At 56.3% G+C, this 19,498-nt stretch carries 16 protein-coding genes; 12 read left to right on the forward strand and 4 right to left on the reverse strand.

Annotated elements, in window-relative coordinates:
- The first annotated feature begins 284 nt into the window (after nt 1–284).
- The 11 genes from B2952_RS12400 (at nt 285) to B2952_RS12450 (ending at nt 12,362) form a co-directional block, all read left to right on the forward strand.
- Nucleotides 285–968, forward strand: a complete 684-nt coding sequence (locus B2952_RS12400; protein ID WP_290733388.1) for a DUF4956 domain-containing protein — start codon at nt 285–287, stop codon at nt 966–968.
- A gap of 12 nt (nt 969–980) precedes the next feature.
- The gene (locus B2952_RS12405; protein WP_290722541.1) at nt 981–2,081 is read left to right on the forward strand and encodes an HlyD family secretion protein; all 1,101 of its coding nucleotides are present in this window, start codon (nt 981–983) and stop codon (nt 2,079–2,081) included.
- Nucleotides 2,081–3,460 carry a hypothetical protein gene (locus B2952_RS12410; protein ID WP_290733390.1) on the forward strand — a complete coding sequence of 460 codons (1,380 nt, stop codon included), beginning with the start codon at nt 2,081–2,083 and terminating at the stop codon, nt 3,458–3,460. The genes B2952_RS12405 and B2952_RS12410 overlap by 1 nt, the downstream gene beginning before the upstream one ends.
- A 1-nt stretch (nt 3,461) precedes the next feature.
- Nucleotides 3,462–4,280 (forward strand): polyphosphate polymerase domain-containing protein, encoded by an 819-nt coding sequence (locus tag B2952_RS12415; RefSeq protein ID WP_290722544.1) that lies wholly within the window; start codon nt 3,462–3,464, stop codon nt 4,278–4,280.
- 42 nt (nt 4,281–4,322) lie between these two features.
- Nucleotides 4,323–5,984, forward strand: coding sequence for a lamin tail domain-containing protein (locus tag B2952_RS12420; protein WP_290733392.1), 1,662 nt, complete (start codon nt 4,323–4,325; stop codon nt 5,982–5,984).
- A gap of 134 nt (nt 5,985–6,118) precedes the next feature.
- Nucleotides 6,119–7,900, forward strand: a complete 1,782-nt coding sequence (locus B2952_RS12425) for a TolC family protein (protein WP_290722546.1) — start codon at nt 6,119–6,121, stop codon at nt 7,898–7,900.
- Nucleotides 7,900–8,898, forward strand: a complete 999-nt coding sequence (locus tag B2952_RS12430; protein ID WP_173364923.1) for an HlyD family secretion protein — start codon at nt 7,900–7,902, stop codon at nt 8,896–8,898. Before B2952_RS12425 ends, B2952_RS12430 begins: the two co-directional genes overlap by 1 nt.
- A 12-nt stretch (nt 8,899–8,910) precedes the next feature.
- Nucleotides 8,911–10,074, forward strand: coding sequence for an ABC transporter permease (locus tag B2952_RS12435; RefSeq protein ID WP_290733394.1), 1,164 nt, complete (start codon nt 8,911–8,913; stop codon nt 10,072–10,074).
- On the forward strand, nt 10,071–11,252 hold the full coding sequence (locus tag B2952_RS12440) for an ABC transporter permease (protein ID WP_290722548.1): 1,182 nt from the start codon (nt 10,071–10,073) through the stop codon (nt 11,250–11,252). Before B2952_RS12435 ends, B2952_RS12440 begins: the two co-directional genes overlap by 4 nt.
- 103 nt (nt 11,253–11,355) lie before the next feature.
- Nucleotides 11,356–12,069: a zinc metallopeptidase gene (locus B2952_RS12445; protein ID WP_290733396.1), complete on the forward strand. Its 714-nt coding sequence runs from the start codon at nt 11,356–11,358 to the stop codon at nt 12,067–12,069.
- Nucleotides 12,070–12,077: 8 nt separating this feature from the next.
- Complete coding sequence (locus B2952_RS12450) at nt 12,078–12,362, forward strand: hypothetical protein (protein ID WP_290733398.1); 285 nt, start codon at nt 12,078–12,080, stop codon at nt 12,360–12,362.
- Between the two features lie 89 nt (nt 12,363–12,451).
- Here the strand turns inward: B2952_RS12450 and B2952_RS12455 are convergent, their stop codons facing one another.
- Nucleotides 12,452–13,843 carry a segregation and condensation protein A gene (locus B2952_RS12455; RefSeq protein WP_290733400.1) on the reverse strand — a complete coding sequence of 464 codons (1,392 nt, stop codon included), beginning with the start codon at nt 13,841–13,843 and terminating at the stop codon, nt 12,452–12,454.
- 40 nt (nt 13,844–13,883) lie between these two features.
- Nucleotides 13,884–15,713, reverse strand: a complete 1,830-nt coding sequence (glmS, locus tag B2952_RS12460) for a glutamine--fructose-6-phosphate transaminase (isomerizing) (RefSeq protein ID WP_290731085.1) — start codon at nt 15,711–15,713, stop codon at nt 13,884–13,886.
- A 134-nt stretch (nt 15,714–15,847) separates the two neighbouring features.
- Here glmS and B2952_RS12465 point away from each other — a divergent pair, with 134 nt between their 5' ends.
- Entirely contained in the window at nt 15,848–16,720 is an 873-nt protein-coding gene (locus B2952_RS12465) for an FKBP-type peptidyl-prolyl cis-trans isomerase (protein WP_173364916.1), read from the forward strand.
- A 65-nt stretch (nt 16,721–16,785) separates the two neighbouring features.
- Here the strand turns inward: B2952_RS12465 and B2952_RS12470 are convergent, their stop codons facing one another.
- Nucleotides 16,786–18,210 (reverse strand): S41 family peptidase, encoded by a 1,425-nt coding sequence (locus B2952_RS12470; protein ID WP_290733402.1) that lies wholly within the window; start codon nt 18,208–18,210, stop codon nt 16,786–16,788.
- A gap of 17 nt (nt 18,211–18,227) precedes the next feature.
- Nucleotides 18,228–19,493 (reverse strand): S41 family peptidase, encoded by a 1,266-nt coding sequence (locus tag B2952_RS12475; RefSeq protein WP_290733404.1) that lies wholly within the window; start codon nt 19,491–19,493, stop codon nt 18,228–18,230.
- Nucleotides 19,494–19,498: the final 5 nt, after the last annotated feature.

Raw genomic sequence — 19,498 nt, forward strand, 5'->3', positions numbered from 1 at the left:
CTTCCTCAAATCTTGGATTTGAAAAAAAGATGGCCTTGCGGCCATCTTTTTTTTTATGGAACGAACAGTTCCGGAAAAATGCCCTTTTTTGATGTTCTCTTTTACAACGGAGAATGCTTTATTAACGCTTCTTTACAAGGAATTTCGGGAGTTTTTATCTATTTTTCGGATGAAACGTTATTATAATGGCTCTTTGTTGACCCATTTTTACATGAAATTGCTCTAAAAACGGCATTTTTTAAGTAGATTATGGGGACAAATAGCAAACCTATACGGAGTCCAACATGCTTGACCTTCTTGCGGTCCAATCCAGTACGACCAACGCGACGATTATCACGTTGATCTATACGCTAACCTTGGCTTTTATCCTCTCTTCCATGATTGGCTGGACGTACGAAAAGACGTTCCTCGGCCTTTCCTATTCCCGCAACTTCGTCCAGGGCATCGTCCTGAGCTCGGTCGCGGCTGCGATGATCATGCAGGCCATCGGCGATAACGTCGGACGCGGTCTCGGCATGATGGGTGCGCTCTCGGTGGTCCGCTTCCGCACGAGTTTCAAGGACCCGCGCGATATCATGTTCATATTCGCCTCGCTGGGCGCGGGTATCGGATGTGGCGTGTATGCGTGGGGTGCCGCTGCCGGCGGTACGGTCGCCTTCTGCTGTGTGGCTTTCCTCCTTTCGCGCACGGGTCTCGGCACCAAGCACTTCTTTGATGGCATGCTTCGTTTCGCCCTCCCCAACGAAGGCTCGGTCCGCGAACAGGTCGAACATATCATGAAGACGAGCCTCAAGACGTTTATTTTGATTACCATGCGCGAAGTCGATGGCGGTTCCCGCCTCGATGTCGCCTACCAGGTGCGCTTGCGGGCCACAAAACCCGCCGCTGAAATCCTGAACGAACTGTCAAAGCTCGATGGCATCTCGGACGTGCAGTTCATGATGCAAGATGCTACCACGGAAATGTAGGGGAGGTCGGGAATGAACAAGCTTGAAGATCTCCTCGACAACTTCTGGAACACCCACAAGAACAATGCGGGCGTGGCCTACGTTTACAGTCACAAGCTCTCCATCGCCTGGATCCTGTGCGTCATCATCGCCGTGGTGCTCGGTGTCGTCTACCAGGGCAAGGTCGCCATGTTCAGGGGTATCGCCGAGGCTAGCGAAACCATCATCAGCGTGCCTTCCGCTACCGAGATTGTGAAGGTGCACGTGGTTCCCGGTCAGGAAATCCATGCGGGCGATACGATTGTCCAGATCAACCGCCCCGACCTGACCCTCCGCATTGCCGAACTTACCCGCGAGATTGACGCTCTCGAAGGCCGCAGCAACCTGAGTTCCGCCGAAATCGACCAGAAGGTGGCCGACGTGAAGGCGAACCTCGAAACCCGCCGCCTGACGCTCACCGCCGAAATCCGCAACCTCGAATCGGAATACCAGAGCAACAAGGCGATTTCTGCAAAGCTCAAGAGCCTCTCGAACTCTAAGTCCCAGAGCGACGGCAACGACGCGATGGCGATGCGCATCAAGAGCCTCAAGAACGAGCTCGCCCTTGCCACCAAGAGCGCGAACGAGCAGATTGCCCTCCTCCGCGGTAGCAGCAAGCTCCAGAAGGCGAGCGGCAAGAACGAAGCCGAGAACCTCAAGAAGGAACTTGAGGAAATGCAGAAGCAGCAAGAAGAACTTATCCAGATTGCGAAGGAAGACTGGGTCGTGGGTGACGTGAACGTGCGTGACGGCGAGAAGGTATCCAGCTTTGCTCCTATCGTGACGCTTGCTCACAAGTCCCCGACGCTCGTGCGCGGCTACATCAACGAACAGATTTACCAGAACATGGACCTGGGCGAGGCCGTGAAGGTCACTACGCTTGCCGGTACGGGCAAGGCCGTGGTGGGCGAGGTCGTCGGTCTTTCGAGCCGTATTGTCGCATTCCCGGAACGCATGTGGAAGATGCCCGAGATGCCGGTCTACGGCCGTGAAGTGACCATCAAGATTCCCGAAAACAATCCGTTCCTGCTGGGCGAGATGGTGACCATTTCTGAAACTAGCGGAAAGAAACTCAAGAAGAACGAGAACAAGTAATGAAACGCATTGCAGTCCTCCCCGCCATGCTTGCGGCTGCCGTATTCGCGGAACCGCTCACATGGGATAAGCTTGTAGAATCGGCCAAGAACGACCCCCGCTACGAGGCGGCGCAGAAGCGTTCCGAGGCTACTTCGGGCGAACGGAATACGAAACTCTGGGACAAGTTGGAACTCCGTTACCAGCTTGACGGGTTCAGCTTTGCAAAGCACGATTTTGAACTGCGCATGAGCCCGAAGACCTTCGGCGAAAGCAGTGCCGACAAGGAAAGGGCCGATGCCGTAAGGAATTACGAGAAGGCGAGGTTCGGCGTCGAACGTTCGCTGTTGCTCTACGACCGTTACGAACGCGGCGTGCGTTATGTGATGCGCAAGAAGATAAATGCCATCAATCAGCAGCTGCTGCAGGTGAACGCCGACCGCATCGAGGTGCTGCACCTCAAGTCGGGTTCTGCCTCGTTTAATGCCGAAGACCTGATGTCTACGCTCGAAAAGAGCGCCACCATCAAGGCTGACCTGCTTTCGGACAGCACGGCGCTCCGTGATGCCGAACTCAAGATGAAAATCTGGGTGCCCGACTTCGAAGGCGTCGAGCTCGATTCCTCGTTCCTCCCGACCATGGATGAACTTGCCCAGAATCTCTCCAACGGTGTGGAAGTGAACGAGAACTTCCCGCTGGTGGCCATGGCGCGCGGCAAGCGCGACAGCGAAGTGGCGCAGGCCAAGCAGGACGTGAGCAAGGGACGCGACTACATTTCGCATATCGGTATCGGTTACTCCCTGCAGATCGAATCCCTGATGGAAAAGTACAAGGATCTGTATGCCGATGACGTTTGGGGATCGGGCGCCTATTCGGATTATGTGGACGAGTTCAAAAAGGAGACGGGTTGCACGCAAGCTTTGAACTGTGAGGCTTCGGCCAGCATCCTCGTTCCGGATAAGGATAACCGCAAGACCGCCGACAAGTTCTTCGTGAATCTGGCCTTCCGCTTGCCGTTCTTCGACAGCGGGAAGGATGCCGACCTCAAGCTCCAGGTGGCAAAGCTCGATGCCGAGAGTGACTACCTCGCCGACGTGCGCGATATCAACCAGAAGGTGGCACGCCTCACCGAGGAAGTGCTTGCGCTGATTGGCCAGTGGAAGGTGCAGAAGGAATTCGTGGAGCAGGTGGGCGCGAGCGGCTTCATGGAACAGTTCGCACGCAATGCCGGTTCCGACCCGCTGTTGCTCCTGCGTGCAAAGGAAAGCGCGCTCGAAAGCGACATGAAGGCGGTCAAGCTTGAATACGATATCTTTGCCCGCTATCTTGAACTGCTCAACTACGCGGGTATCCTTGCCCGTGAGGGCGTTGTGAACCACCTGCGCGAGGCTCTGAAGTAATATGGCAGAAGCCCGCGGTTTTAGCCTCCTCGAGCGTTTCGAGCTCAAGTACCACATCCCCGTCGAATGGGCGGACCGGATTGGAGCCTTCCTTGCGCCGTACTGCGAGGAGGACTACTACTCGAAAATTACGCCGGGTGGCTTCTACTGGATTACGAACCTCTACCTGGACACCCCGAAGTGGACATTCCTCGGCTGGAAAAAGAAGCAACTGCTGGACCGTTTCAACATGCGCATCCGTACCTACGGCGAACACCCCGCACAGGACGGCACGTTCCATTTCGAGGTCAAGCGCAAGATCAAGAGCATCTGCTACAAGAGCCGCGCGACCATCAAGGGAATCAACCCCGGCGAAGTCTGGCACATGAAACCCGATGAATGGCCCTGCAAGGGCGAGAAGGACCGCATGTATCTCAAGGATTTCCTGTACAAGACGGAACTTTACGGGGCGCACCCGCGCCTGCTTACGCAGTACAAGCGCCGCGCCTGGTTCGGGCTACGTGAAGAATATTCCCGCGTCACTATCGACACGGGCATGCGCTTCCGCGAAGAGAATGGATTTGACTATACGGTGGACCCGCACTACATGCATTCGACGGGTCTCCCGAGGTTTTTCCAGCCCGGTGCCGATGCAGTGCTCGAATTGAAGTGTCCTTGCTCACAGGTTCCTTACTGGATGTTCGACCTGATAAGATTTTTGAACCTCAAGCACGCCGCATTTTCTAAATTCGGTAATGCGGCAGCCGAATGGAAACGCGTTTACGAGAACCCTCGCCGGTTCAAGTCCCCGTATTGGACAAAACTGGCTGGCAATTTTTAAGTATTTTATTAAAGGCATGGACTTTAAAAAAGGATGGCCCTTATGAACATGAAAAAGTGGCTTTTGACAGGATCCTGCATCGCGGTGCTCGGTGCGTTTTCGGCTTGCTCCGATGATCCTACGGCCCCGCAGCCCGAAAGTTCGGCTGCAGAACCGACCAGCACGGAAAATCCCACCAGCAGTGGGGACGTTGGCGCGAACAGCAGTTCCGCAGCTACGGTAAAGTCCAGCTCTTCGGTAGCGAGCGGCGCGAAGGTGCAGATGGCCTGCTCCGAAATTATGTACAATGCTCCTGATACATCGCCCCTTGAATGGGTGGAAATCTACATCGCGAGCGGCATGGACATGGATAACATGCAGAACTTCCTTCTCCACCTGAGCGGTGCCGTGGACTACACGTTCCCCGGAGAGCCTCTCAAGAAGGGCGAGTATGTGGTGGTCGCGAACGACACTGCCGAATTCAGGAAGATGTACCCGACCTTTGCGGGAAGGCTCTTTGGCCCGTGGGTTGGAGGAACGTCCGCGAAACTCGTGAACGAGGGTGACGTGGTGAACGTGAAGGTGGACGGCGAAGGCGACGTTAGCTGCGCGTTCAGCAACGAACCTCCTTGGCCGAGCCTTGCCGATGGCAAGGGACGCTCGCTTGTTTATGTGGGCGGAAATGCGGCTCAGCCCAATTCTTGGGCGGCGAGCAAGGTCGATAAAGGCACCCCGGGTGTGGGTAATGACGAATGGGTTGTTCCGACGAAAGTGCGCATTAACGAAATCAAGCCTTTCAAGATTGGCGAGGATTCCTGGGTCGAAATCTATAATGCGGGGGACGAGCCCGTGGATATTACGGGATGGAGGCTCGATGTCAAGCGCCGCGGGGACAAGCTTACTATCAAGGAGGGCACGGTCCCTGCGAAGGGTTATCTCGTTCTTGATGCCAATACGGCATTTGACGCCGAACTGATTGTCGCTCCCGATGGTGGCGAGTTCTACTTGCGCGGACCGCAGGAAGGCGACGAATCGAGTATCTGGGTCCCGGCGACGAATTCGACAAGCGGCATTGTCGACCTTTCCGACGGTTCTACGGCACAAGGGCCGCTTGCCGCAGCAACCCCCGGCGAAAAGAACTCTGCCCTCCAGGTGGGTTCTCTCTACATCAACGAAATCCATTACCATCCGGCAACGGTCAAGACCAAGGTCCCGTTTGAATTTATGGAAATCGTAAATGCTTCGGACGCCGCCGTCTCCCTTTACAGTTCTTCCGTAAAGAAGGGCTGGAAAGTCGAAGGCATCAACCTCGAATTCGCTTCGAATGCGACAATCCCTGCGAAGGGCTTGATGCTCCTGATTCCGGAAGTGCTCGAAGATGTCGATTTGGAGTCGTTTGGCATTTCTGCATGGAATGCGGATGTTGTCCGCAGTATTTACAAGATACCGGAAGAGGTTCAGATCATTACCTACAGCGGCAAGCTCTCTAACCGCGGTGAAACGATTGCGGTGAAGGAACCCTATTCTAAGGAAACGGACGCCCTGGATCCTTCGATAGTCAAGTATTTTTATACTTGGCACGACGCGACCCTCTATTCCGATGGCTGGGATGGCCTTGCTGAAGCGGATGGCCTGGGTTACAGCCTGCAGCGCGTCGACGTGACCACTATGGGTTATGAAGCGAAGGCCTGGAAGGCCGCCGAGCCGACCCCTGGCGTGAAATAGCCTTTGATATGAAATCATAAGTTTTCATGAAGAGGCCCCGAAAAATGGGCCTCCTTCTTTTTCTGATTTTCTGCGCAATTGTCGGGATGAGCGGAGTTATTTTTGGCTGGAAAATTTGTATTTTTTTACATGCTATGAAAAAGAGCTTGGTCTATATTGGTTTATTCAGCATGGCTGCCATGGCGACCCCGCTTACTCTGCAGGACGCCCTCGAAATGGCGAAGTCCAACAACTCGCAAATCAAGGCGGAACGCGCCAAGGTCGAAATGGCCGAGAGCGGCAAGAGCGAGGCTTTTTCCCGATTTTTACCTAAGGTGTCCCTTTCTGCCGGGGTCACGAAGATTAACGAGCCGATAAAGATTGATTTGAGCCGCCTGCAGGAACCCCTTGGCGAGGTGGCGAGTGCTGCTGCCTATTCCAAGGCTTACCTTTCCGTGTACGAGAAGGCTTACGAGAAGGCTTACGGCGATGCCGTGAAGCAGACGATGGACGCTTACGGACTGGACGAGGCGACCGCGAAAAGCATGGTCGACCAGAAGGCGGGCGATATCCGTAGCGGCGTGATGGGGAGCCCCGAAGTGGGTGCCCTTGCCCAGCAGGCTGCCGATTCGTATGGGGAATCGGCCTCGAAAAAGATTGGCGATACCGACTTTAGCATGAAGGTGCAGGATGACCTGTTCTTCAATGCGCGCGTGACGGTCGTGTGGCCCATCTTTACCGGCCTCAAGATTTATTCTGCCTACGATGCCGCCAAGGAGAATGTGAACGCCCGCAAGGCCGAATTCGACATGGCGCAGAACACCATCTTGATGGATGTCGCGACGAAGTATTTCACGCTCCGCCTTGCCGAAGAACTCACGGTGATGCGCGAGACGACGATGAAGAACCTCGAAGGTCACCTGGAACGTTCCAAGAAGCTGGAAGAGGGCGGCCAGATTAGCAAGGCCGAACGCCTCCGTGCCGAGGTGGCACTTGCCGAAGCGCAGAATGCCTACGAAGATGCCTTGCGCGACCAGTCGCTTGCCCGCATGGCGCTTGCGAGCCTCTTGAAGACGGATACGAGCATCACGGCGACAACTCCGGTGGAAGCTCCCGAGGTGGTCCGTAGCATGGAAGAATTCAAGCAGCTTGCCCGTGAAAAGCATCCGGGCCTTCGCCAGTTGCGCACGGAACGTAAACGCAGTCAGGATGCCGTTCGCGCGGCGCGCGCCGACTGGTTCCCGACGGTCGCCCTGTTTGGCTACCGCGAACTTTACACGAAGGATTTGACGATTCTGGAGCCCGAATGGGCGGTGGGCGCGAAAGCGCAGTGGGACCTCCCGATTCTGGGGGGCAAGGAATCCCGTGCCAAGGTGAGCTCCGCGAAGTCCATGGAGCGTTCGCTTTCGAGCAAGGAAGAGCAGACGCTCGACAATATCAATTTGCTTGTCGAAAAGCGCTGGCGCGAACTGGAACATGCAAGGGGCCGTCTGACAAGCCTTGCAAAGACCCGCGAACTTGCCGACGAAGCCCTCCGCAGCCAGACCCGCGCCTACGAGGCGGGCCTTGCGACCGGCCTTGACGTGGTGGATGCGGAACTTGCTCTTGCCCGCTTGCAGGTGGGCGATTTGAAGGCGCATTTTGATGCGGTTGTCGCCTGGCTCGGGCTTCTGGAAGCGTCGGGCGAGGTGGCCGATGCGGGAACGATGCTCAATGCGACCCGCCCTGTGGAAAAGGCTGAACCTGTTGCGGAGCCCGCTGCGGAACCTGCCTCAGATACGACGGCTGCCACGGCAGATGCGGTTGCACCGGCTGCTCCTGCCGATATGCAGGCTGCACCGGAGGCTCCGGCCCAGGAAGGCGCAAAGCAGGCTGAAACGGCGCCTGCAGAGAATGAACAAAAGGAATCTTCGGCTGAAAATTCGGAGGCTAAATAATGAACGTGCTTAAGACTCTCGGAAAGGTTATCGTTGTTGCGGGCCTGATTGTGCTCGTGGTTTTGGGCGTCATGCAGTTGCAGAAGTTTGCGACTGCCCCGCGCGAACAGTTCTTGCAGGGGCAGATGGAAGCGCGGCGCGTGCTCGTGGCCGGGAAGGTTCCCGGCCGCATCGAACGGCTGTTCGTGCACGAGGGCGACCTGGTCGTGAAGGATTCCATCGTAGCCGTTATCTCCAGCCCGGAAATCGAGGCGAAGAAGATGCAGGCCCAGGGTGCCCTCGGTGCCGCACGCGCCCAGGCGAGCAAGGCCCGCAACGGAGCCCGCAGCGAAGATATCACTGCGCTCAAGGCGATGGCCGACCGCGCCCAGGATGCCGCGACACTCGCGAAGAACACCTACGACCGCGTGCAGAAACTTTTTAACGAGGGCGTGCTCCCGCTCCAGAAGCGCGACGAGGCCGAAACCCAGATGAAGGCGAGCCAGTCCGCTGCCGATGCCGCGAAAGCCCAGTATAACCAGGCGCTGGCCGGTGCCCGCAGCGAAGACAAGGCTGCCGCGAATGCGCTCGTGATGCAAGCCCGCGGAGCCACCGCCGAAGTCGACGCCTACCTCGAAGAAACCAAGATCCGTAGCCCCATCAGCGGCGAAGTCTCGCTCAAGCTTGCCGAAGAAGGCGAAGTTGTCGGCTCCGGCATGCCCGTCATCGCCGTCACCGACCTGGACGACGCCTGGGCCGTATTCCACCTGCGCGAAGACATGCTCAAGAATGTCTCGAAGGGCAAGAAGTTCGTGCTCCGTATTCCGGCTCTCGACAAGGATGTCGAAATGGAAGTGAGCTACATCGCTTCCGTGGGCGACTATGCCACCTGGCGCAGTTCCAAGGAAAGCGGCGGGTTCGATCTCAAGACGTTCGAGGTGCGCCTCCGCCCGACGGCAAAGGTCGAGAACCTTCGCCCCGGCATGAGCGTTCTCCTTTCTGCCGATTCCATCAAGTAATCCGGTCGTGCCATGATTCTGAATGGCCTGTTGAATACCATCCGCAAGATTTATTTCAGCCACAATATCGTGTTGTGGATGACTCTTGTGGTGCTGCCCATTGGCGTATCCCTCTTTACGATAGGGATGTTCTCGTCGCAGATTGTGCAACACGTGCCAATCGGAATTGTGAAGCAGGACGATAGCCAGCTTGCCGATAAGCTCGAGATGAAGTTGCGTTCGAGCCCGGTACTCGATATCAAGATGATTTGTACGGACATGGGCGAATGCGAGCATGCGGTTGTCCGTGGTGACCTGCAGGGATTCCTCGTGTTCCCCAACGACCTGGAACGCCGGGCGCTCCGCCTCGAAGCGCCTGTCATTCCCGTATATTCTAGCGGCCAGAATTACCTCACCAACATGTTCGCGACCAAGGAAATCCGCTCCGTGCTTGCGTCTGCAGGCAGCGAACTCTTTACCGCCCAGATGGAAGACCCCGTGAAGGTGCAAATCCATTCGGTAGGGAACCTCAAGAGCAATTACCAGGGATTCCTCGCGTTCGGCCTCGTGACTGCAATTTTCCATCTCGCTGCGATGATTGTCGGGGTGTACGTGACCTCGTTCCCGCTTCGAGACCACCGCGTGACCGAGATGATCCGCTATGCGGGCGGCTCGCGCCTTACCTTGTGGGTGGCTAGCGTGTTCCCGATGAACATCGTGCTCTGGCTCGAAACCGTCGGCTGCTATGCTTACTGCCACAGGTTGCTGGCTCCGCTCACCTTCGATGAATTCGTGATGTCGGCTGCGGCCCAGCTGTTCATGATATTCGCGTGTTCCGGCGCGGGAATCGTTTTTGTGGGCGTGTTCGGCATCATGAGAATGGCGACAGGTGCCGCTGGCATTATCGGAAGCCCCGCGTTCGCCTTTGCGGGCCAGACATTCCCGGTGATGGCGATGCCCTTTGCCGTGCGCTGCTTCGCGTTCATACTTCCGCTGACGCATGTGCTCATGATTCAATCGACGATGCTCCTTGGCGATGTGGATATGGCCCCTGCGTGGGAGAGCATGAAAATCCTTATCGGGATGGCGGTGTTCTGGAATGTGCTCGGTGCGCTCCTCATGTCGATGCGCTGGAAACAGCACCTGCGTCGTGAAGCCAAGATGAAAGAAGTCAAGAATGCGGAGGCTCAAGCATGATCAAGCGCCTCTGGAAAGTTGCCTTCGCCGAATGGAAGTTGATTTATACGGACCCCGCCGCGGTGCTCCTGCTCGTGGTGGCCGGCCTCATTTATGCTTTCTACTATCCGGTGCCCTACGTTTACCAGACGGTATCGAAGGTTCCCGTAGCCGTCGTCGATCTCGACAACACGTCCATGTCCCGCGACCTGATTCGCATGGCGTCCGCAGCCCAGCAAATCGAAGTCAAATCCATCTATCCCGAAATGCGGCTCGCCGAGGAGGCGATGGCCCGCGACGAGATTTACGGGTTCATGGTCATTCCCGAAAACATGGAGAAGGATATTCGCGGCAAGCACCAGGTGACGGTAAACATCTTTACGCATGGGGCCTATGCCATGTTCCATGGCGCCATTGGGACGGCGTTCTCCACTTGCGCATTGACAGTGGGCGCGACAAACAAGGTAAAGCAGATCGCGCTTTCGAAGAAGGTTCCCTCCACCAAGGCGATTGCCATGCGCGATCCCTTCCCGATAAGCATTCAGACGTTGTTCAACAGCACCGGCGGCTATGCGAACTACGTGGTGCCGAGTGTTCTTGTGGTTATCTTGCAGCAGTCGCTCATTATCGGCATCTGCGTGCTCGGCGGTTCGCGTGCGCACAGGCGTTTCCGTAAAAAGTTCCGCGACAGCCCCGTCGAGAACGAGTCGGTGCCCTACCGCTACTTTGGCCGTTCCATTGCCTACTTTGTCCATTATTGTTCCTTTATTCTCTTCTACCACTGTATTGTCTACAACCTGTTCGATTTCCCGAGGCGTGGGGAACTGTTGCCGATGGTGGTTTTCTCCATCGTGTTCTTGGCGTCCGTCATCAACTTCGGCATGGTGGTCTCGCAGATATTTGTGCGTCGCGAATCCAGCATGCAGCTGTTCCTGTACCTTTCCATCCCGATTCTCTTCCTTGCGAATTTCAGTTGGCCCAGTTACCTGATGCCCCAGTGGATGGTCTCGATATCGTACATACTGCCGAGCACTTTTGCCATACCGGCGTGGCTCTCCATCGAGCAGATGGGGGCCGATATTTACGATGTGGCGCCCAAGCTCTACCAGCTTGCCATTCAGGCTGTCGTCTACATGGTCATAGGGCTGTTGCTGACCCGTATCCGCGACAAGGTGAAGATAGACGTCGGTGACATGTAGCTAGCTTTTTTCGATGGAATGCGAATAAGCCGGATAGGAAACTACCTTTTCCGGCTTTGTTTTTATACATTTAGGGTGTAAAACTTTATCAAAAGGAATTCAGATGTATTTCGATCCTTTATACATGATGATTCTCGTGGTGACGCTCGCCCTTTCGGGCGGTGTCTCGCTGCTGGTCAAGGTCCGCTTCAATGCGGGGCAGAAAGTGAAAATTTCGAGCGGGCTTACCGGTGCCGACGTGGCGAAGGCTATTCTCATGGACGCAGGCATCACCGACGTGAAGGTGCTTGAACACCAGGGGTTCCTTTCGGACCACTACAACCCTCTCAACAAGACGCTCAACCTTTCCCGCGAAGTTTATCACGGGCGCAGTGCTAGCGCCGCGGGGGTTGCCGCGCACGAAGTCGGCCATGCTATCCAGCATGCGCAGGGGTATTTCCCGATGTGGTTGCGTTCGTTTATTGTCCCTGTGGCAAACTTGGGAAGCTCGCTCGGACCGTGGCTCGTGATTATCGGCATCATGCTCATGGGATTCGGGAAGGCGATTGGTCATCCTGTCGCTCTTGTCGGTGTGTTGCTGTTTGCGGCAACCACGCTGTTCACCCTCGTGACGGTACCTGTAGAATTCGACGCCTCTAGCCGCGCGAAGAAGGCTCTCGCCCGCATGGACGTGGTGGCACAGGGCCGCGAGTACAACACCGTCTCGGGCGTGCTGTTTGCCGCGGGCCTTACCTACGTGGCGGCTGCCATCAGCTCGATTCTCCAGTTGCTCTACTGGGCGTACCGCGCAGGCCTTATCGGCGGGCGCAGGGACTAGGGGGCTCTATGGCCGTAAGGACGCTTACCATTGAATGCCCCATGTGCAAGGGCGAAATCGTAGTGGATGCCGATACGGGCGAGGTGTTGAGCCATAAGGAATTCAAGAAGGAGGTCAAGTCCTTCGACGACTTCTTGAAAGAACAGAAATCCCGCAGTTCCGACCTGGACGCGAAATTCGCGGCAGCGAAAGAAGCGCAGAAAAACCGAGCCGAACTCCTGGAAAAGAAGTTTGAGGCTGCCAAGCAGAACAAGGACCTGAAGGACCCGCCCCCGAGCATCAACTGGGATTAAATTTTTGCACCGAAGGTGTCCACCCTAATTTATAATCGCTTACGCTTGCGTAAGCGCGAGGCAAGCGTTGCTTGCCGAAGTTTATCTCGTCAGTTATCGCCGGAATGGACTTCTATGGACGGGAAGTCGTCATCGTCGGATTCTCCGGCGATGTCTTCGTTTGAGTGAGTTTCCTCGGCCTGGGTGTCGTAGAACGCCTGGGCTTTCTTCATGAACGCCTCGAACTCCTCGTCGCTCATGTTGTCTGACGGCTGCGGTTCTTCTTTCACGTCATCGCGAGCCGTAGGCGTGGCGATCCATTTCTCATTGTCATGCCCGACTTGTTCGGGCATCTCCATTTCTACTGAAGATTCCGCAACCGTTTCGGTTGTCGGCGGCTCGCTTTCAACCGGTACATCGGTTGGTGAGCCCGTCGAACCATCCGCTGGTGCGGTTTCGGCAGGAGCGCCGGACATCGCCGCCTCGGCGGCCTCGTCTTCCTTCATCATCTCGGCGAACGGGTTCTCCTGCACTTCGCTTAGGTCTTCGCGCCCTTCGAGCATGGCCTGCAGGTTTTCCTCGGTCACCTCGCGCCCGCGGGTCGTCCAGAGCACGGCTTCCTTCATCACGGCGGCGATATCGCCCACGCTGCCTGCTTGCGAGCGGGCCAGCGCCATGTTGCGGATTTCTTCGACGAGTCCGGGCTTTACGTCCGGGTCCTTCGAATAGAAAACGGTTTCGTGCGCCATTTCTTCGGCGTAGTCCGGGTTGTTCTTCTTGCGGTAAATCCAGATGGGGCCAAACAGTTCGCTTTGGCGGAACACCACCTCGTCGGTCTTTATCATCTCGAGAAGCGCCATGAAGGTCACTGCGGCTACAATCGGGTGGCTGTCGTTGTCGAGCAGTTCCTCGAAGAGTGCGCGCCCGTTTACCGAGAGGTAGTTGTTTATTGCCTGTTGCCGGTCCTGGATGGTCACGTAGTCGAGTTCGATGTGGTGGACCGTATCCGAAATCTTTGTCTTGAGGCTCTTCTGGTACGCGCGGAAAAGCTGCCAGATGTTCGCGTCGGCGAGCGTGTCCTCGTCGCTCTGCGTCTTTTCGAGGCGGCCACGGCTGTAGGTACCGAAGTTCTTGCCTTCCATGTCCTGGAGCCCGCCCGCGACCTGCTTGTAGCGCTGGTACTCGAGCATTTCCTGCATCAGTTTTTCGCGGTCGGCGTTGTATTCCTCGACAAGTTCCGGGTCGCGTTCTTCTGCCGGGAGCAGTTCCTGAACCTTGAGGGCCATCAGGCGGCTCGCCATATACAGGAAGTCGCCCGCCTTCGAGAGGTCGGTCACTCCAATCTTGTTGACCCATGCGAGGAAGTCGTCCGCGATTTCTGCAATCGGGATCTGGTCCAGCGACATTTCCTTCTTCTGGACAAGGTACACGAGCAGGTCCATCGGCCCGTTAAAGGAGCCGATTCGGACTTCGTAATCTTCCTGTTCCTCGATTTCGGTCATGATTCCAAATCTAGAAAATCAAATAGCCTCGGGGCTTGCCTTATTCCACCGTCACGCTCTTCGCGAGGTTGCGCGGCTGGTCCACGTCGTTTCCGCGGAGAACCGCGATGTGGTAGGCGAGGAGCTGTAGCGGAACGCATGTCACGATAGGCATGAGCATCGGGATGGTCTTCGGTACCTTGATGAGGTGGTCCGCAAACTCGTCGAGCGGCTTGCAGTCTTCGGTGGTGACTGCAATGACGCGTCCGCCACGGGCCTTGATTTCGCGCACGTTGCTGATGACCTTGTCGAACAGCGCATCCTTCGGGGCAATCACGACCACCGGCATGTTCTCGTCGATTAGGGCGATGGGACCGTGTTTCATTTCGGCGGCGGGATAGCCTTCGGCATGTATGTAGCTGATTTCCTTGAGCTTCAGGGCGCCTTCCATGGCGACGGGGTAGTTGAAGTGGCGGCCCAGATACAGGAAGTTGTTCGCCTTCGCGTATTTCTGCGCAATGCCCGCAATCTGGTCCGAAAGCTGCAGTGTCTGTTCTACGAGTGCGGGGAGTTCCTGCATCGCCTTCACGATGTCCGCTCCGGTTTCGAAGCTGAGCCTGCGCTGGCGCCCGAGCAAGAGTGCAATCATCGCAAGTACGGTCACCTGGCTGGTGAACGCCTTGGTGCTCGCCACGCCGATTTCGGGACCTGCGTGCAGGTACACGCCGCCGTCGCTCGTGCGGGCGATGGTGGAGCCCACGCCGTTGCATATCGCAAGAGCGGTCGCGCCCTTCTGCTGGGCCTCCTTGAGGGCCGCAAGCGTGTCGGCCGTTTCGCCGGACTGGCTGATGGCGAGCACGAGCGTGCCCGGCTTGATGATGGGGTTACGGTAGCGGAACTCGGATGCGTATTCGACTTCCACCGGAACACCCGCCAGGTCCTCGATCATGTATTCGCCGACCATGCCCGCATAGTAGCTTGTGCCGCAGGCGGTGATGATGATGCGGTTGATGTTCCTCAGTTCCTTGATGTTCGTGTCGAGGCCCGCGAGTTTCGCGTTCCCTTCGGCGGCGAGCAGGCGGCCGCGCATGGTATTGCGGAGCACTTCAGGCTGCTCGAAAATTTCTTTCAGCATGAAGTGCGCGAATCCGCCCTTCGCAATGGCGTCCGCATCGAATTCCACATCCTGAACGTCGCGCTGGACTTCGTGGCTGTTCATGTTCACGATGGAGTAGGCGCCGTCCTTAATTTGCACCACGTCGTTGTCGTCGAGGTAGACGACTTTCTGCGTATGGTTGATGATTGCCGAAACGTCGCTCGCAAGGAAAAATTCGGAGTTGGTCCCGATTCCGAGGATGAGGGGGCTTCCGCGGCGGGCTCCGATGAGGGTACCCGGTTCTTCGCTGCAGATGACGGCGAGGCCGAACGTGCCTTCGATCTTGGCGAGAGTCTTGAGCACGGCTGTCTTGAGATCGCCGTTGTAGAACCTCGCGATGAGGTGGGCGACGACTTCGGTATCGGTTTCGGACTTGAACTGCACGCCTTCGGAGATGAGTTTCGCCTTGAGGGTTGCGTAGTTCTCGATGATTCCGTTGTGGACAATGGAAATCTTGCCGTCGTAACTCACGTGGGGGTGGGCATTTGCCTCGGTCGGTGCTCCGTGGGTGGCCCAACGGGTGTGGGCGATGCCGATGTTTCCGCCAATATGGGTGGTCTTGAGCTTGTTTTCGAGGGCGCTGATCTTGCCCGATGCGCGGACAATCTCTATTTTCGCGTTTTCGATGAGGGCGACGCCCGAACTGTCGTAACCGCGATATTCCAGTTTCTTGAGACCGCCAACGAGGATGGGTAAAGCATCATTTGGGCCGATGTAGCCGACTATTCCGCACATGTTCAGTATACCTTGATTGTTTTTGCCCATAATATATGAAAAAGGCCATGTAAAAAATAGTTTTGCATGATAAAAAACATGCTGGATTTGCTATTTTAAGAGTGTGATAAGAAACACACAAAAAAGAGGACTCTATGAAGACTAAATTTATAGTTGCTGCTGGAACGCTTGCCCTTATGATGACGGGATGCGACCAGTTTTGTACTCAGGGCCAGGCCGCCAAGACCTCCCTCAATACGGACAAGGAGAAGTACAGCTACGCTCTCGGTGCCCATTTCGGCAACCAGGCCCATTTCCAGCTGGTGACCCGTGATTCTATCGACCTGGATGTGGATGTGTTTATCCAGGCATTTAAGGAACGCTACATGCAGGATTCCGCCAAGTACCTGATGACGGACTCTGTCGTGTTTGCAAACCTGATGGAACTCCAGCAGAAGAACCAGGAAGAAAGAAACAAGAAGGACAGCATCGCCAATGAAGAACGCAAGGCCGCTGGCGAAGCGTTCCTTTCCACCAACAAGACTGCCGAAGGTGTCGTGACGACGGAAAGCGGCCTCCAGTACAAGGTCATTACCGAAGGTACGGGCGCCGTTCCTAGCGATTCCGACGTTGTCAAGGTCCACTATACCGGTACGCTTCTCGACGGAACCAAGTTCGATAGCTCCGTCGACCGTGGCGAACCGCTCGAATTCCCGATCAACGCCGTCATCCCGGGCTGGACGGAAATGCTCAAGCTCATGAAGGTGGGCGAGAAGGTGACCGCATGGATCCCGAGTGACCTTGCCTATGGCCCGCACGGACGTGGCCCGCAGATTCCGGGCAACAGCGTGCTCGTATTCGAAATGGAACTCATCGATACGCATGCCGCCGCCGCTCCGGCCGCCGCTGAACCTGCCAAGGAAGAAAAGCCTGCCAAGGCAGCCCCGAAGGCTAAGGCTGCTCCCAAGGCTGCAGCCAAGCCTGCCGAAGCCCCGAAGGCCGAGGCCGCTCCCGCTGCTGCAAACTAAGCAAACGGAAATCAGTAAACAGGAAAGGACCCCATTCGGGGTCCTTTTCCGTTATGGCGTGAAGGCTACTTGAGCGGCGCCGGTTTTGCAATGGGCTTGCGGAGTATCTTGAACGCTCCGCCGCGTTTGGGGCTCTTGTTCCCGCGTTGGGATTTTTGCAGCGTGAAGTGTCCCAAGTCCGTCGTCCCGTAGCTTACGGTTCCGACGGCGGTTGCATCCTCTGCCAGGGAATAGGCCTTCTCGAGAGCCTTGTCCGGGTCCGCTTCCTCGTAATCGGGAGCAAATCCGAACCGGTGATAGCTCTTGCCGTATTTGTCCATGATTCTCATGCTGGTGATGCCTGCGATTCCCCCTGCGTAGGTTCCAAGGTATGATTGACCGATTCCCTTTCCGTAGGTGACCATGCCAACAATCGGGGATTTGGTATTGTGCGCAACACCCGCGAGCATGATTTCGGCACAGCTGGCGCTACCGGTGTCGGCGAGGAATACATAGTAACGTCCCTTGCCGAGACCGTCCGAATCCGCTGTGTAGGTGACCGTATCCACGACGGCTTCGTAGTCTTCGTCGAGCCCGTGCTCGATGATGGTGACCAGAGTGTCGTTCTTGGAGACGAGTTCGGCGGAAATATTCAGACAGTGATCGACGCTTCCGCCGGGGTTCCCGCGCAGGTCGATGATAGTGGACGGCGCTCCGTCGGTTTCTTCAAGAGCCTCGAGGAATTCGCCATAGGTGCCGGAAGCGAGCGTTGTCGTGTCTGTAAATTCGGAAATGGTGATGACGGGAATGCCTTTGTAGTCATCAACAAAGACGGTGGGCGAGATGTAGGGCGCCAGCGTGATTACGATTTCACGGGAGTCTCCATCGCGGGAAATTTCCAGGGTGATTTTTTCGCCTTCCTGGCCGGTGGTCAGCTTGTCAAATGCGTCTACCGTGTTCGGGACTGTCCCATTGACGGAAACGACAATGTCGCCTTTCTTGATGCCTGCGGCTTCCGCCGGCCCGCCCTTGTAGACTTGGGAGAATTCGAACACGGTGACCGAATCGCTGCAGGTTTCATCCGTCTCGGCGCAGGAGGGGCTTGTATACGGCTTGACCTTTGCACCGATGCCGATTGCGGTCTCCGAGTAGGTCAGCAGGTTGATAATCCGGTCGGCAATGCGGGGGCTGTAGTAGTTGGTGTAGTTGTCGTTTATGGTGCTGTACATGTACGATACGTCGGGGTATTCGTAATCGTCCGGAGAAAAGCCGTGTGATGCTCCCTTGCCATCGTAAACATCGGCGTCCCTCAGTTCGGTCGAGGCGTTTACGTAGAAAGACTGAAGCAGGAATCCGTTGTAAACGAGTTCTTTTTGATCTTCGGCCAGGTTGTCGAAATCATTGTTGAACGGGTCGTTCAGCCATGTCCCCGATGTCGTTGTGCAGGCGTTTATCGAAAATAGCGCTAGCGATGAAAATGCTAAAAAAGCAATGTGTTTGAATGCGTTCATGCGGGTCTCCTTTTTTCCTAAAATAGCAAGTTTTCCGTCCATGCGCCACCGGAATAGGCTGTGTCGGGAGAATTAAGCCTGAGTATGGTGGGTTCTTGTGCATGGAGGCCGTGATATCCCTTTTTTAAGGATTTTTGAAAATGGGTGCCTATAGCGTCGACGGCGCAGGATATGGTCGCACCTTCCTTGCAGGGGTAATCGGGGACGATTCCTTTTTTGTGGTAGGAATTCCCGTTGGGAGTCTTGAACTCAAGGGTCGTGATGGTCGCGAGCCCGCCTGCGACGGTGGTCCATGCCGACTGCCCGATGCCCTTCCCGTAGGTGGTGGTTCCTGCGACGGGAATATCCGTAAGCTCGCGGACGGCTGCAATGAAAATCTCTGCGCAGGAGGCACTTCCGTTGTTGGCCAGGATAATGAACTTGCCCGATTCTCCGGGGTCGCCTCCCTTGGCATGGATAGAGCGCTGCATGTGGATGCGGCTGCCGCTCGCGTCGAAGGTCGACCATGACCTTGTCGATAGGGTCCCGGCTCGGACGAAGAGGTCTGCCATGGGAATGCACTGGTCGACATGCCCGCCGGGGTTGCCTCGCAGGTCGATAATGCGGACCGAGGTGTCGCCCTTCGTGGAATCCAGGTGGTTTCGGAGTTCGCCGTAGGTTCCTTTTTCGCGGTCGATGGTGTTCGGCTTGAATTCGCGGATGGAGATGACTTCCGTTCCCTGGATGGTGTCGACGAAGATGGTCGGCGCGTAGATGCTCTCACGGTGCATGCTGTAGACTGTGACGCTGTCGTCGAATGCGATTTCGAGGACGATATCCGCTGATTGCGAGAATACGGCACGGAACGTGCTGTAGGCGTCTTCGCCTTTAAGTTCGGTCCCGTTGATGGATATGATATTCCCGTACCTGGGGACTCCGGCCTTCGCCGCCGGGCTTTCGGGATAGACGCGATAGACAAAGAGCGGGTGCTCGAACCTGAAATCTTCCATGTATTCGAGTCCGATATCGCCCGTGATGATGCTCGTGTTGCGCGATTCGGTGACGGCTTCGCTTCGGGAGGGCTCCACGTAACGTGTGTAGCGATCGGAAAGCGCCCCGTAAAGAGCCTGCACGGAATCGCCCTTCTCGGGGAGACCTGCAAGCTCGTCCTCGTAGAGGTAGGTCCTTTGCAGGAGCCAGTAGTTGAACTCGTATTCCGTCGGTTCGGGCGTGCTCTCGACAGGCGAAAGAAAATCGCTACAGCCGACAAGGAGGGCTATAGGTAAAAGTGGCCACAGGCGCATGCGCA

The organism is Fibrobacter sp. UBA7003, from assembly GCA_002449765.1.
Lineage (GTDB): Bacteria > Fibrobacterota > Fibrobacteria > Fibrobacterales > Fibrobacteraceae > Fibrobacter.